The organism is Aromatoleum tolulyticum, assembly GCF_900156155.1.
GTDB lineage: Bacteria > Pseudomonadota > Gammaproteobacteria > Burkholderiales > Rhodocyclaceae > Aromatoleum > Aromatoleum tolulyticum.
This window is the reverse complement of the sequence record NZ_FTMD01000004.1, coordinates 1-14,371: the sequence shown is the minus strand read 5'-3', so window position 1 is coordinate 14,371 and position 14,371 is coordinate 1. Positions and strand designations below refer to the sequence as shown.

The 14,371-nt window shown below is 63.4% G+C and carries 13 protein-coding genes; 10 read left to right on the top strand and 3 right to left on the bottom strand.

Translation table 11 applies throughout. The features are described 5' to 3' along the window. Positions 1-102: 102 nt before the first annotated feature. Genes BW991_RS07025 through coq7 form a run of 4 tightly spaced genes read left to right on the top strand, consistent with a single transcriptional unit; the run spans position 103 to position 3,205 of the window. Entirely contained in the window at positions 103-1,443 is a 1,341-nt protein-coding gene (locus BW991_RS07025; protein WP_076601393.1) for a heterodisulfide reductase-related iron-sulfur binding cluster, read from the top strand. Between the two features lie 12 nt (positions 1,444-1,455). Next, entirely contained in the window at positions 1,456-2,043 is a 588-nt protein-coding gene (locus BW991_RS07020; protein ID WP_076601392.1) for a DUF3501 family protein, read from the top strand. Next, positions 2,040-2,564, top strand: coding sequence for a CNP1-like family protein (locus tag BW991_RS07015; RefSeq protein ID WP_076601391.1), 525 nt, complete (start codon positions 2,040-2,042; stop codon positions 2,562-2,564). The genes BW991_RS07020 and BW991_RS07015 overlap by 4 nt, the downstream gene beginning before the upstream one ends. A gap of 23 nt (positions 2,565-2,587) precedes the next feature. Beyond that, the gene (gene coq7, locus BW991_RS07010; protein ID WP_076601390.1) at positions 2,588-3,205 is read left to right on the top strand and encodes a 2-polyprenyl-3-methyl-6-methoxy-1,4-benzoquinone monooxygenase; all 618 of its coding nucleotides are present in this window, start codon (positions 2,588-2,590) and stop codon (positions 3,203-3,205) included. A gap of 61 nt (positions 3,206-3,266) precedes the next feature. Here coq7 and BW991_RS07005 read toward each other — a convergent pair whose 3' ends face one another. Further along, positions 3,267-3,686 carry an OsmC family protein gene (locus tag BW991_RS07005; protein ID WP_076601389.1) on the bottom strand — a complete coding sequence of 140 codons (420 nt, stop codon included), beginning with the start codon at positions 3,684-3,686 and terminating at the stop codon, positions 3,267-3,269. Between the two features lie 528 nt (positions 3,687-4,214). Continuing rightward, complete coding sequence (locus BW991_RS07000) at positions 4,215-5,663, bottom strand: tryptophanase (protein WP_076601388.1); 1,449 nt, start codon at positions 5,661-5,663, stop codon at positions 4,215-4,217. A 256-nt stretch (positions 5,664-5,919) separates the two neighbouring features. Here BW991_RS07000 and rplM point away from each other — a divergent pair, with 256 nt between their 5' ends. The 4 genes from rplM (at position 5,920) to erpA (ending at position 8,359) form a co-directional block, all read left to right on the top strand. Then, positions 5,920-6,348 carry a 50S ribosomal protein L13 gene (gene rplM / locus BW991_RS06995; protein WP_076601387.1) on the top strand — a complete coding sequence of 143 codons (429 nt, stop codon included), beginning with the start codon at positions 5,920-5,922 and terminating at the stop codon, positions 6,346-6,348. A gap of 13 nt (positions 6,349-6,361) precedes the next feature. Beyond that, complete coding sequence (rpsI, locus tag BW991_RS06990) at positions 6,362-6,754, top strand: 30S ribosomal protein S9 (RefSeq protein ID WP_018988797.1); 393 nt, start codon at positions 6,362-6,364, stop codon at positions 6,752-6,754. Between the two features lie 134 nt (positions 6,755-6,888). Next, the gene (gene argC / locus BW991_RS06985; protein ID WP_076601386.1) at positions 6,889-7,917 is read left to right on the top strand and encodes an N-acetyl-gamma-glutamyl-phosphate reductase; all 1,029 of its coding nucleotides are present in this window, start codon (positions 6,889-6,891) and stop codon (positions 7,915-7,917) included. A gap of 91 nt (positions 7,918-8,008) precedes the next feature. Continuing rightward, positions 8,009-8,359, top strand: a complete 351-nt coding sequence (gene erpA / locus BW991_RS06980) for an iron-sulfur cluster insertion protein ErpA (protein ID WP_076601385.1) — start codon at positions 8,009-8,011, stop codon at positions 8,357-8,359. Positions 8,360-8,435: 76 nt separating this feature from the next. Here the strand turns inward: erpA and BW991_RS06975 are convergent, their stop codons facing one another. Next, positions 8,436-9,758 (bottom strand): M23 family metallopeptidase, encoded by a 1,323-nt coding sequence (locus tag BW991_RS06975; protein ID WP_076601384.1) that lies wholly within the window; start codon positions 9,756-9,758, stop codon positions 8,436-8,438. Positions 9,759-9,828: 70 nt separating this feature from the next. Between BW991_RS06975 and tyrS the strand changes: the two genes are divergently transcribed. Further along, positions 9,829-11,028: a tyrosine--tRNA ligase gene (gene tyrS, locus BW991_RS06970; RefSeq protein WP_076601383.1), complete on the top strand. Its 1,200-nt coding sequence runs from the start codon at positions 9,829-9,831 to the stop codon at positions 11,026-11,028. Positions 11,029-11,217: 189 nt separating this feature from the next. Further along, the gene (locus BW991_RS06965; RefSeq protein WP_076601382.1) at positions 11,218-14,208 is read left to right on the top strand and encodes an EAL domain-containing protein; all 2,991 of its coding nucleotides are present in this window, start codon (positions 11,218-11,220) and stop codon (positions 14,206-14,208) included. Positions 14,209-14,371 lie beyond the last annotated feature (163 nt).

Sequence of the window (14,371 nt, the reverse complement as noted above, 5' to 3'; positions counted from 1 at the left end):
TCCGGAGGCGCATCCGCATCCGGCCACCGGCGGCCGCGCAGGCCGCCCTGACCCCTTATTGCACGCCGTGCGGCCGGCAGGTCGCGCGCCAAGGGAGGTCGCATGTCCAAGCGGGAAGGCAGTCTCGAGGCCCCCACGCGCCACCCGATCGCGTGGCAGGAGGCCGATTACTACGACGAAGCCAAGCTCGGCCGCGAGCTCGAACGCGTGTTCGACATCTGCCATGGATGCCGGCGCTGCGTGAACCTGTGCAATGCGTTCCCGACCCTCTTCGATCTCGTCGACGAGGGCAGTACCGGCGAAGTCGACGGCGTCGACAGGAAGGATTTCGTCAAGGTTGTCGATCAGTGCTACCTGTGCGACCTGTGCTTCATGACGAAGTGTCCCTATGTTCCGCCGCATCCGTGGAACGTCGATTTCCCGCACCTGATGCTGCGGGCCAAGGCGGTCAGGTTCCGCAAGGGCGAAGTGCGCCTGCGCGACAAGGTGCTCACCAGCACGGATGCGCTCGGCAAGCTCGCCGCGATTCCGGTCGTCGCCCAGACCGTCAATGCCGCCAACCGCAACGGCGCCGCGCGCGTGGTGCTGCAGTCGGTGCTTGGCGTCGACAAGCGCCGGGAGCTGCCGCCCTACGCCCCGACCCGCTTCCGCCGCGCCGCCGAGCTCCGGGCTGAGTGGCCGGTGCGCGACGGCGAACGCACGCCGGGCAAGGTCGCGATCTTCTCGACCTGCTACATCAACTACAACGAGCCCGGCATCGGCCACGACCTCGTCGCCGTGCTCGCGCACAACGAGATCCCGGCCGTCCTCGCCCGTCAGGAAGCCTGTTGCGGCATGCCCAAGCTCGAACTCGGCGATCTTGAGGGCGTGCGCCGCCTGAAGGACGTGAACATCCCCCAGCTTGCAGCGCTCGCGCGCGACGGCTACGCGATCCTTGCTGCAGTGCCTTCGTGTGCGCTGATGTTCAAGCACGAGCTCCCGCTGCTCTTCCCCGGCGATGCCGACATCAAGGCCGTCGCCGGCGCGATGTTCGACCCCTTCGAGTACTTCATCCTCCGCCACCGCGACGGCCTGCTGAAGACCGACTTCAAGCAGCCGCTCGGCAAGGTCTCCTACCACATCCCCTGCCACAGCCGCGTGCAGAACATCGGACAGAAAACGCGCGAGACCCTGCAACTCGTCCCCGGCACCGAGGTCACGACGGTCGAGCGCTGTGCCGGTCACGACGGCACATGGGGGGTCAAGGAAGAGTACTTCGACCAATCGATGAAGATCGGGCGCCCCGTGTTCCGTCAGATGGCGCAGGCCGCACCGGACTTCATCAGCTCCGACTGCCCCATCGCTGCCCGCCACATCCAGCAGGGCATCCGCGACGGCGGTACCGCGCTCGCGGCGGAGAAGGCCCATCCCCTGACCCTGCTGCGCAGGGCCTACGGACTGTGAGGATCCGACCCGATGAACGCCATTGCCCGCGACAGCCTTCTCAGCCTCGAAGCCTACGCCCGCCAGCGCTCCGCCTTCCGCAGCCGCGTCATCGCCCACAAGAAGGAGCGCACGCTGCATCTCGGCGAACACATCACGCTGATCTTCGAGGACGAACTCACGATCCGCTACCAGATCCAGGAAATGCTGCGTGTCGAGCGCACCTTCGAGGAGGCCGGCATCCGGGACGAACTCGACGCCTACAATCCGCTCGTTCCCGACGGCAGCAACTGGAAGGCGACGATGATGATCGAGTTCTCCGCGGAGGATCAGCGGCGACTCTGGCTTGCCCGCCTGATCGGGATCGAGCGTCGTGTCTGGGTGCGTATCGGGGGCGGCGAACCGATCTTCGCGATTGCGGACGAGGACCTGGAACGCGACAATGGCGAAAAGACGTCCGCGGTGCACTTTCTCCGCTTCGAACTGCCGCCCGCGCAGATCCGCGCCCTGCATGCAGGTGCCGCGCTCGCGATCGGTGTCGATCACCCCGCCCTGACGGCGGTCGCGGAACCCGTACCCGACGCGATCCGGCAATCCTTGTGTGGAGATCTGCGAGCTTGACGCTGCTGCAACCCATCATCCGCGGGGGCCTCGTGGCCCTCGTCTGTTTTTCGGCCCCGGCAATTGCCGGGCTCCTCACCGACAGCGATCCCGAGTGGAAAGAGGGCGAGCACACGCTGCCGGCGCCACCGCGCGAAGCAGGCCTGCGCGAATTCTTCGTCAGCAGCGCGTCGCCCAACCACTTCTACGTCGACGAGGACAGCATTGCGGTCGGGGACGACGGCGTCGTCCGCTACACCCTGGTGATCCGCAGCGCCGGCGGCGCAACGAACGTCACGCACGAAGGCATCCGCTGCGCCAGCGGCACCTGGCGCCTGTATGCGACCGGTCGCGCCGGCGGACAATGGTCTGCAGTGCGCGACGAGGAATGGAAGCCGATTTTCGGCAGCGTCTACAACGGACCGCGCGCGGCGCTTTCCGAAGACCATATCTGCGACGGCCCGGTGCCGCCGCGAGACCGCAACGAAGTCCTGCGGCGGCTGCGCGGCGAAGCCAGCACCTTCATGAAATCCGGAAAATAAGCCAGCCGACGGAGGAACCCCTCATGGATCAACTCATCGTCGAATTCGACAAGGCCCTGCGCACCCTGTTCGCCCCTGCGCGCTCGGTGCGCCCCGTGCCCGGCGGCGACATGCCGGATACCCTGCTCAGCGACGGCCAGCGCGAACACGTCGCCGGTCTCATGCGCGTCAATCACTGCGGCGAGATCTGCGCCCAGGCCCTCTATCAGGGGCAGGCCATCATGTCCCGCGACGCCAGCGTGCGGCGCGAGCTCGAGCAGGCCTCGAATGAGGAGACCGAACATCTCGCCTGGACCGAGCAGCGCATCGCCGAACTCGGCGGACGCAAGAGCCTGCTGAACCCCTTGTGGTACGGCGGGTCGCTGGCGCTGGGAATGCTGGCGGGGCGGCTCGGCGACCGCTGGAATCTCGGATTCCTCGCCGAAACCGAGCGCCAGGTGGAGGCCCATCTCGGCGGACACCTGGATCAGCTGCCGGCCGAGGACCAGAAGTCGCGCGAGATCATCGGGCAGATGAAGGTCGACGAAGCGCGCCACGCCGACACCGCCATCGGCCTCGGTGCGCACGAGCTTCCCGGCCCGGTCAAGACCGCGATGAAGCTCATGGCGCGGGTCATGACGACCACCGCGTACCGCCTCTGACCCGAAAACAGGGCAGGGGGGCGGCCTCGTCCCCCCGTCCGGCGACCCTGACCGGGGGGGCTTACTCGACGTCGACGATCGTCACTTCGTGGACCATCTCGGCCGTCTTCGCCAGCATGATCGACGCCGAGCAGTATTTTTCCGCCGACAGGTGCACGGCGCGTTCCACCGTTTCGCGCTTCAGCCCCTTGCCGGTCACCGTGAAGTGGAAGGTGATGCGCGTGAACACCTTGGGATCGGTCTCGGCCCGTTCCGCCATGAGCTTCACCTCGCAGTTGCGCACATCGTGACGGCCGCGCTGCAGGATCAGCACCACATCGAACGCCGTGCAGCCGCCGGCCCCCGCCAGCATCATCTCCATCGGCCGCGGCGCGAGATTGCGTCCGCCCGCCTCCGGTGCTCCGTCCATCGCAACGACGTGACCGGTGCCGGTTTCGGCAAGAAAGGTCATCCCGTCGACCCATTTGATCGTGCATTCCATCTTTGACTCCGTTGTCGGCTGGATTGGGGTCGCCATCGGTCGACCGGCTGGCGATTTTACCGGAATGCCGCGCGCGTCCGCCCGGCCACGTCATGCGGAATTGGTGCGACGCAGCATAATAATCCGCCAGACTGTCTGAAGCAGGCCGGCGCTATCCTGGTGTTCCCAGGGTGGCGCCAGGTAAATTGATATGCGTCAATGAGTTGTAATTTTATAAGCAAAGCTTATCTTTCGATTAAAACATTTATAGTGCAATGCACCAAAAAACCTTGCCACGCCAAGTTCGGCTGCGGATAATTGGAACCAGTCGGATCAATCGAGCTTCGTGATCCAAACCGTGTCTCCTCCACCCTCCTCCTTTGGTGTGGATTTAACGCAGTCCTTCAAGGACTGCGTTTTTTTTGGTGCAGTCCGGATCCGGCTGCACTCCTCGTGCAGCGTATCGCCGTCACTTGCCGACAGTTCCGTCGGGCCCGGTCTCGCGCGGCCGCTCCTTCCTCTCGGAAAGGGCGGCTACGCACCAGTGTTTCAGAGGCTCTCGCCCAAATCGGCGCGGAACTTGGCGACGAGCTTCTCCTGCCAGTCCGACACCGGCGTCAGGCGGCCGTAGAAGAAGCGCAGGATTTCCGGCTCCTCGGTGAACGCCAGGCCGCCAATGAGCCGGCGATGGGCGTACAACCATTCCAGCCGGTCGATCGCGTATTTGACCTGCGACAGCGTGAACACCCGTCGCGGCATCGCCAGGCGAACGAGCTCCATGTTCGCGAAGATCTCGCGTCCATCCGGTTCGCGCTGCTCGGACAGCGTTCCGCGCTCCATCCCGCGGATGCCGCTGGCGATATACAGCGCCGAAGCCAGCGCGCCGGCCGGGTATTCCGCCTGCGGAATGTGGTCCACGAACTTCATCGCATTGACGTGGCACCCCAGCCCGCCAGCCGGCGTGATGACCGGAATGTCACGCTTTTGCAGTTCGTCGACCATGTAGGCGATGAACTGGGGACCCTGGTTGATCACGTCCTCGTCCATCGTTTCTTCCAGCCCCACGGTGAGCGCCTCCATCTCGCGCACCGACATGCCGCCGTAGGTGAGGAAGCCTTCATATAAGGGCACCAGCCCCCGCATCCGGCGATACAGTTCCTCGCTGCGGATGCAGATGCCGCCGCCGCGGGCGCATCCAAGCTTGCGCGCCGAGAAATAGATGATGTCGCACTGGTCGGCGATCCTGCGCGTGATTTCGCGAATGGCGAGCGTCTTGCAGTCGGCCTCGCGCTGCTTGATGAAATGCAGGTTGTCCGCCAGCAGGCTCGCATCCAGCACCAGCAGCAGGCCGTGCTCAGTGCAGATCTTGCGGATGTCGACGAGGTTCTGCAGCGAGAACGGTTGTCCGCCGATGAGGTTGGTGCCGGCTTCCATGCGCACGAAGGCGATCTTGTCCGCACCGTGCAAGCCGATCACGTCGCGCAGTTTGCCCGTGTCCATATTGCCTTTGAACGGGTGTACGCTGACGACTTCCAGCCCCGAGTCGGCAACGAGTTCCTCCACTGTTCCGCCGTTGAGCGTGATGTGCGCCTTGGTGGTGGTGAAGTGATAGTTCATCGGCACGACCGACCCCTTCGACACCAGTACCTGCGACAGGATGTTCTCGCAGGCCCGTCCCTGGTGGGCGGGCAGGAAGTAGGGCATGCCGAAGATGTCCTCCAGCTTGCTCGCCAGGCGGGTGTACGTGGCGCTCCCGGCATAGCTGTCGTCAGCGATGAGCATTGCCGCCTGTTGCTGGTCGCTCATGGCGTTCACGCCGCTGTCGGTGAGCATGTCCATGAACACATCCGAATTGCGCAGCAGGAAAGTGTTGTTTCCCGCCTCCGTGATCGCCGCAAGCCGGCGCTCTACGGGTGGCAGCGTCAGCTTCTGGACGATGCGGACCTTGTGCATTTCGAGCGGGACGTTCTCGCCGCCAAAGAACTTCACTTCCGCCATACCCTCAAGCCTCCAGTCTCTTTAGCTAAAAGTGCACTATTATTCATGCGAGACCGCTCGCGGCTTTGACCTGACACAAATGTTGGCGAGTTTGTCTGTGGCGGTGGAGGCAGACGTGGTTCGAGCCCCTCGGGGCGATCGCAACCCCATCGGCGATAACTGATCCTGATTTGACTTTCGGGTGTGCTTCCTATTATCATCACGAGCTTTCCGTTTATTGGCCTCTGCCCCAGGCCGGACAAGATCGAGGATTCGAATGAAAACGTTTTCTGCCAAGCCGCACGAAGTCAAGCGCGACTGGTTTGTTGTCGACGCTGCGGACAAGGTGCTTGGCCGGGTCGCCGCCGAGGTAGCCCGCCGTCTGCGTGGCAAGCACAAACCCATTTACACGCCGCACGTCGATACCGGCGACTTCATCGTCGTGGTCAACGTCGAGAAGCTGCGTGTCACCGGTAACAAGGCGCAAGACAAGAAGTACTACCGCCATACCGGTTTCCCGGGCGGAATCTACGAAACCAACTTCACCAAGCTGCAGCAGCGCTTCCCGGAACGCGTGCTCGAAAAGGCGGTGAAGGGCATGCTGCCGAAGGGGCCGCTGGGTTACGCCATGCTGAAGAAGCTGAAGTGCTACGCGGGTGCCGAGCATCCGCATGCCGCTCAGCAGCCCAAAGTTCTCGAGATCTGACAGGAGCCGATCAATGGCTGTGACTTACAACTACGGCACTGGCCGCCGCAAGACCGCGGTTGCCCGTGTTTTCATCAAGCCGGGTTCCGGCAATATCGTCGTCAACGGCAAGCCCCTGGACGAGTTCTTCTCGCGTGAAACGGGTCGCATGATCGTGCGCCAGCCCCTCACGCTGACCGAGAACGAAAACCGCTTCGACATCATGGTGAACGTCACCGGTGGTGGCGAGTCGGGTCAGGCGGGTGCCGTTCGTCACGGCATCACCCGTGCGCTGATCGAATACGATGCCGAACTGAAGCCAGTGCTGCGCAAGGCCGGTTTCGTGACCCGCGACGCTCGCGAAGTCGAACGGAAGAAGGTCGGTTTCCGCAAGGCCCGTCGCCGCAAGCAGTTCTCCAAGCGCTGATACCTTTTCCCGGTATCCGCTGGAACAAGAAGCCGCCCGCTGGGCGGCTTTTTGCTTTTCGGCCCGCAAAACCGGCGGGCGATGGGTGAGATAATCAAAAGCTGCATCGGGGATTGCCCCGCCAAGGAGAAAGCATGATCAAGGTTGGTGTTGTCGGCGGTACGGGTTATACGGGTGTCGAACTGCTCAGGTTGCTTGCACGTCATCCCGACGTTCAATTGCACGCGATCACTTCGCGTGGCGACGCGGGCATGGCCGTGTCCGAGATGTTCCCGAGCCTGCGCGGCCGCGTCGATCTGCGCTTCGTCGCGCCCGCCGATGCCGAACTGGACCGCTGCGACGTCGTCTTCTTTGCCACGCCCAACGGCATCGCGATGCAGCAGGCGCGTGAACTCGTCGACAAGGGCGTACGCGTCATCGATCTCGCTGCCGACTTCCGTATCCGCGACGTCGCCGAGTGGCAGAAGTGGTACGGCATGACGCACGCTGCCCCCGAGCTCGTCGCCGAAGCCGTGTACGGGCTGCCCGAGCGCAACCGCGAACAGATCCGTTCGGCCCGCGTGCTGGCCAATCCCGGCTGCTACCCCACGGCCGTGCAACTGGGCTTCCTGCCGCTGATCGAGGCCGGTGTGGCGGACCTCTCGCATCTGATTGCCGATGCCAAGTCGGGCGTCTCGGGTGCCGGGCGCAAGGCCGAGGTGCATACGCTGTTCGCCGAGTCCGCCGACAGTTTCAAGGCGTACGGCGTCCCGGGGCATCGCCATCTGCCGGAAATTCGCCAGGGGCTGGTCGGCATGGCCGGCAAGGCGGTCGGCCTGACCTTCGTGCCGCATCTCACGCCGATGATCCGCGGTATCCACGCGACGCTGTATGTCCGGCTCACGCAGGATGTGGACGTGCAAGACCTTTTCGAATCGCGCTATCGCGCCGAGCCTTTCGTTGACGTTATGCCGGCGGGCAGTCACCCGGAAACCCGCTCGGTCCGTGCGAGCAACATGTGCCGAATCGCCGTTCATCGTCCCCAGGGCGGCGATGTGGTGGTCGTCCTGTCGGTCATCGACAACCTCGTCAAGGGGGCGGCCGGGCAGGCGGTGCAGAACATGAACATCATGTTCGGTCTGGACGAAGCCCTCGGGCTCGACATCGTGCCCGTCAGTCCCTGATGGAACCAATCGTGGCGATAGCTACTCTCATTTTGACGAAACGTGTCGGGTGACGCATTATTTGAAAGTGCACACCCCTTCAGGAGATAACATGAACACTGCAGTCGAAACGCCCGAACTGCTTGTCTTCACCGACAGCGCAGCCGGCAAGGTCAAGGAACTGATCGAGGAAGAGGGCAATCCCGAACTCAAGCTGCGCGTTTTCGTCAGCGGTGGTGGATGCTCGGGCTTCCAGTACGGCTTCACTTTCGACGAGGAAGTGAACGAGGACGACACTGCATTCGAGAAGAACGGCGTGACCCTGCTGATCGACTCGATGAGCTACCAGTATCTGGTCGGCGCCGAGATCGACTACACGGAAGGACTCGAAGGATCGCAGTTCGTCATCCGCAATCCGAACGCGACGAGCACCTGCGGCTGCGGGTCTTCGTTCTCCGCCTGACGCGGGCGCTGCGCATCAAGCAAAACGGGAGGCCGCAGCCTCCCGTTTTCTTTTCAGGTACCTTCCGCGTCGCAGGTCAGTCGGCGCGTGCCACCGTTGTACGGTCGAGCAGCGCAAGGCGTTCGAGCATCGGTGCCGTCTCACGACGGAAGCTTGCCAGCGCGCTGCCGCCGAGCGGCTGGGTTGTCGGCAGCGCGATCTTCATCGGATCGCGCGCAACTCCGCTCACGCGGATCTCGAAGTGCAGGTGTGCGCCTGTCGACCAGCCCGTCGATCCGACGTAGCCGATCACGTCACCCTGGCGAACACGCTGGCCCTTGCGCAGCCCCTTTGCGAAGCCGTTGAGATGTGCGTAAGCGCTCTCGTAGCCGTCCCGGTGCTGGATCACCACGATATTTCCGTAGCCGCCCTGGCCTCCCGCAAACTCGACGACCCCGTTAGACGCCGCCTTGACCGGCGTTCCCGTCGGCGCCGAGAAATCCGTGCCCTTGTGCTCCTTCCAGCGCTTGTGGATCGGATGCATGCGTCCCCCAAAATTGGACGAAATGCGTGAGAACTCGAGGGGGTAGCGCAGAAAAGCCTGGTTCAGCCCTCGTCCGTCGGGGGTGAAATACGTGTCTGCGCCGTCTTCGTCGCGATGCAGCACGACGGTGTGGCGCTTGCCGTCGTTGACGAACTCGGCGGCCAGGATGCGCCCGGCGCCGGCCGGGAGGCCCCGCTCATGCAGGGACTCATACACGACGCTGAAGTGGTCGCCGCGCCGCAAGTCACTGCTGAAGTCGATTTCGGTGCCGAATATTTCTGCCAGCTTGGTCGCGACGCTGTCCGGAATTCCCGCCGCGTCGGTTGCTCCGAACAGCGTCTGGCGAATCGTCCCCGATCGCATCTCGATGTTCACGTCGAGCGCTGCCGCGCTGGGCGTGCGCGATTCGATGCCGGCAGCGGTACGCTCTACGGTGTAGCGCTCGTCGCCGCCAGCGACCGGCAGGCTCAGCAAGACGATTCTTCCGTTCGCCTGGACCGTGGCGAGAACCGACCGGCCGGCTCGCAGCTGTTTCTGAGCCTGCAGCCCTGCCGGTTGATTCAGATAGTCGAGGACTTCCTGGTCGTTCGCGCCGATGCGGCGGAAGATTGCCTGTATCGTGTCGCCGGGGCGCACGCGTTCGTCGGAAACGAACGGCAGGTCCGAGGCGTCGGCGGGGGGGGGGGCAATCGGCCCGAGACGCTCCACGACCGATTCGGTGACGATGGACGTTTGAGGTGCCCCGGGGGGGACGGCTGTGGCGGCAACGACGCCCAGCAGTGACGTGCCGACCAGCGCGCCAACGGCCCACCGCTTGCGTCCGGTGGGGAGGACGCCGTTCAGTTCGGCTAGAATCCTGACTTTTCGTGCCTGCATGGGATTTTCGGACAAAAAACTTCCGCGAGTTTAGCAAAGTTTCTTGTCTTCCCGTTGAATGGAGAGTTGCATGACTGACGTACAGGGAGCCCTCGAACTGATCAAGCGGGGTGCCGACGAGTTGCTGATAGAGGCCGAGCTGGTCGACAAGCTGAAATCCGGCCGCCCGCTCAGGGTGAAGGCCGGTTTCGACCCCACCGCGCCCGACCTGCACCTCGGTCATACGGTCCTCATCAACAAGCTGCGTCACTTCCAGGATCTGGGTCATCAGGTGATGTTCCTCATCGGCGACTTCACCGGCATGATCGGCGACCCGTCGGGCAAGAACGCCACCCGTCCGCCCCTGTCGCGCGAGCAGATCATGGAGAATGCGCGCACCTATCAGGATCAGGTGTTCAAGATCCTCGATCCGGAAAAGACCGAGATCTGCTTCAACTCGGCATGGATGGAATCCCTCGGTGCGGCCGGGATGATCCGCCTCGCTTCGCGCAGCACCGTCGCGCGCATGCTCGAGCGTGACGACTTCGCCAAGCGCTACACCGCCAACCAGCCGATCTCCATTCACGAATTCCTGTATCCGCTGTGCCAGGGCTACGACTCCGTAGCAATGCGCGCGGATATCGAGCTCGGCGGCACGGACCAGAAGTTCAACCTTTTGATGGGGCGCGAACTGCAGAAACACGAGGGGCAGGCGCCCCAGTGCGTCCTGATGATGCCGCTCCTCGAAGGGCTGGACGGCGTGAACAAGATGTCCAAGTCGCTTGGCAACTACATCGGTATCGCCGAAGGGCCGCGCGAGATCTTCGGCAAGCTGATGTCGATTTCGGACGACCTCATGTGGCGCTACTACGAGCTGTTGTCCTTCCGCTCGATCAGCGAGATCGCCGGTCTGCGCCGTGACGCCGAGACGGGGCGCAATCCGCGCGACATCAAGGTCATGTTGGCGATGGAGTTGGTTGCCCGTTTCCACGGCGCAGTGGCGGCCGAGGACGCCCGCGCGGAATTCGAAGCGCGCTTCCAGCGCGGCGTGCTTCCCGAGGATATGCCCGAAGTGAATGTCGCCGTCGGCGCCGAGGGGATGCCCGTGTTCCAGGTGATCAGGCAGGCCGGCCTGACCGGGACGACATCGGAGGCGATGCGCATGATCGAGCAGGGTGCCGTGCGCCTCGACGGGGATCGCGTCGAGGACAAGGGGCTCCTGCTGCAGGCGGGCAAGACCGTCGTGTTGCAGGTCGGCAAGCGCAAGTTCGCCACCGTACACCTGGGATGACGGTTGGCGGCTTTTCGCCGACGTGTGACGTCCGTTGGTCCATACCTGCGCAAAAGCCATGTGTAATATAGTGTAAGTGCGCTTCGGGCTGGCGGCGGCGAAGGATTCCGGCCCGGATCGTCACCCGTGCGCCACCGGCTTCCGGCGCACCCTCATTGCGCCCGATCTTGAAGGCAGGGTTTCGCGACCATGAAGTTCCGGTCATTGTTCGGTTTGGGTGCCACGTTGCGCCCCGGATCCCTGGGCGCTATCGTTTTCGTGATCGCGCTCGGGGCTGCGGCACTGTTCGTGGCGCAGTCCGAACGCGAGAGCCTGCGCATCCGGCGTGCGGAAGTCGCCGACCAGAGTGGCGACAAGGCGCACGAGATCGAGAGCGCGGTTCGCCACGGTCTCACTGCAACCTATGCCCTCGCCGCGCTTGTACGGCAGGGGAAGGGGATGGTCCCCGATTTCGATGCCGTGGCGACCGAGATGCTGCGCTACTACCCTGGCGCCGACTCCCTTCAGCTCGCTCCCGGCGGAGTCATTCGGCATATCGTTCCGCTCGCTGAGAATGCCCGTGCGATAGGACACGATCTACTCGCAGATCCCGCCCGGAACAAGGAAGCGTTTCGCGCCCGGGATACGGGCGAACTCACCCTGGCCGGCCCGTTCGAGTTGATGCAGGGCGGCATCGGAGCGGTCGGACGTCTGCCCGTGTTCCTCGACGACGAAAACGGCCGGCCGAGGTTCTGGGGCTTTGCCACGGTACTGATCCGTTTTCCGCAGGTCCTGAGCAAGGCCCAGCTGCCCCAGCTCGTGAAGCGCGGACTGCGCTACCAGCTTTGGCGCGTGCACCCCGATACCGGTCTGAAGCAGGTCATCGCGGCATCCTCGGAGGAACCGCTCATCGATCCGGTGGATCGTGCGGTCATGATGCCGAACGGTACGTGGATGCTCAGCGTCGAGCCGATCGACGGCTGGATGCACAAATCGGCGCTCTCGCTCAAGCTGCTCCTCGGATTCATTTTCAGCGTGCTCCTCGGCTGGCTGGCGAAGCAGATGGGGGAGCTGAGGCTTCACCGTTACCGGCTGCAGACGCTGGTCGATGAGCGCACATCCGCGCTGGCGGCACGTGAATCCAAGCTCGGCGCGCTGATCGGCTCGCTACCCGACCAGCTGTTCGTGCTCGATGAACCGGGGCGTATCGTCGAAGTCTATTCGCCTGATCCTGCACTTCTTCCAATGGTCCCGCACGAGTTGCCGGGGCGGACTTACGGCGATGTCTTTCCGAAACCGGTCGCGCGCGCGGTTGGCGAGGCCCTTGCGGCAATCCGGAAGGATGGGCAGCGACATGAATTCGAATATGCACTGGACCTCCCGGGCGGGCGCCGGCAGTTCAGCGCGTCGATGAGTCAGCTCTCGCGCAGTGACGGAGCGCCGGCCGGTTTCATTGCTCTCGTGCGGGATGTCTCCGAACGCAAGCTGGCCGAGGAAAGGATGCGCGAGGCGATGGTGGTCTTCGACGCATCCAGCCAAGGGATCATGACCGCGGACGCCACGGGCGTCATTACCTCCGTGAATCCGGCCTTCTGTTCCATTACTGGCTACTCGGCGGACGAGGTCATCGGGCAGACGCCGGCGATGTTCAAGTCCGGGCGCCACGACGCCGTCTTCTACAAGAACATGTGGGCAGCCCTCGAGACGACCGGCCGCTGGGAGGGCGAGGTCTGGAATCGGCGGAGGGCTGGTGACGTCTATCCACAGTGGCTGACCATCTCGGCTGTGCGCGACGAATCGGGACGACTCATCAAGTATGTGTCGATTTTCAGCGACATGACGCGGCGCAAGCAGCGCGAGGAGGTTATCTGGCGGCAGGCGAATTTCGATGCCCTCACAGGTCTTGCCAACCGCAACCTGCTCAACGACCGACTCGAGCGCGCGTTGGCGCACAGTCGCCGTACGGGCAAGAAAGCGGGCCTGGTGTTCCTGGATCTCGACGGGTTCAAGTGGATCAACGACACCCTGGGGCACGACATCGGCGACGAGATGCTCATCGAGGTTGCCGCCCGGCTCAAGGACTGCGTCCGTAATCAGGATACGGTGGCACGGCTTGGGGGGGATGAATTCACGCTCGTCGTCGATGACCTCGACGATGCCGATGACCTCCAGATTGTCGGTGACAAGGTGTTGCGGGTCATTCGCGAGCCCTTCCTGCTGGCCGGAGCGAACCGATACGTCTCGGGCAGCCTGGGAATCACGGTGTTTCCTGACGACGGCGACAACGTGCAGACCCTGCTGCGCAACGCCGACATCGCGATGTACCAGTCCAAGCAATTGGGGAAGAACCGCTGCCAGTTCTATTCGCAGGACATGCAGGAGGTCGCCCGCCTGCGAGTGCAGATCGAAGCCGAGCTGCGCGTTGCCGTCGAGCGCCGGCAGTTCGTGCTCTATTACCAGCCCATCATCGATGCGCGAAGCGGCAGCGTGAACGGAGCGGAGGCCCTCGTGCGCTGGCAGCATCCCATGCGCGGGCTCGTCGCCCCCGATGAATTCATCGCCATCGCCGAAGATACCGGGCTGATTCTTCCGATCGGCGCATGGGTGCTGAACGAAGCCTTGCGTCAGGCGAACGAATGGCTGGTGCAGGGATTGCCGCCGCTGCGGATCGCGGTCAATGTCTCGGGCGTCCAGTTCCGGGAACAGGGTCTGCTCGAACTGATTGCGCAGGCCAGCCGGAAACCCGGATTCGACAGGATCAAACTTGTCCTGGAGATTACCGAGTCCGTGCTCATGCAGAGCAGCGATGCCACAGAAACCCTCATGCGCGAAATCGGCAAGCTCGGCGTCAATTACTCGCTCGACGATTTCGGAACTGGTTATTCATCGCTCTCATACCTGAAGCGTTTTCCCGTCGATCACGTCAAAATCGACCGGAGCTTCGTCAGCGACTGCGTTGACGACAAAAGCGACGCCCTGCTGGTCGAGGCAATCATCAACATGGCGCACAGTCTTGGGCTCAAGGTTACGGCGGAAGGGGTCGAGACGGATTCGCAGCGCGAGTTCCTCCGCGCGCGTCATTGCGATTACATCCAGGGCTACCTCGTCAGCGAGCCTCTGCCGGCGGACGAATTCAGAATACTCGCCCTGAGGTACCAGGCGGACAATGAACTGCCTGCTCAAACGCCGACGCCTTGGTGAGTGTCGCCTCGTTTCGCATGGGGCGAGTTGCAGACCGCTCGGACCTCGGGGTTCGTTGCGTGCCCGGAAAGAACTTAATTCCGGATGACCGCAAAAAGCGCTTGACGGCCTGTTTGAGGTCTATATAATTCGCGCCTCTTCAGCGCTGCGGCGGACTTGGCGG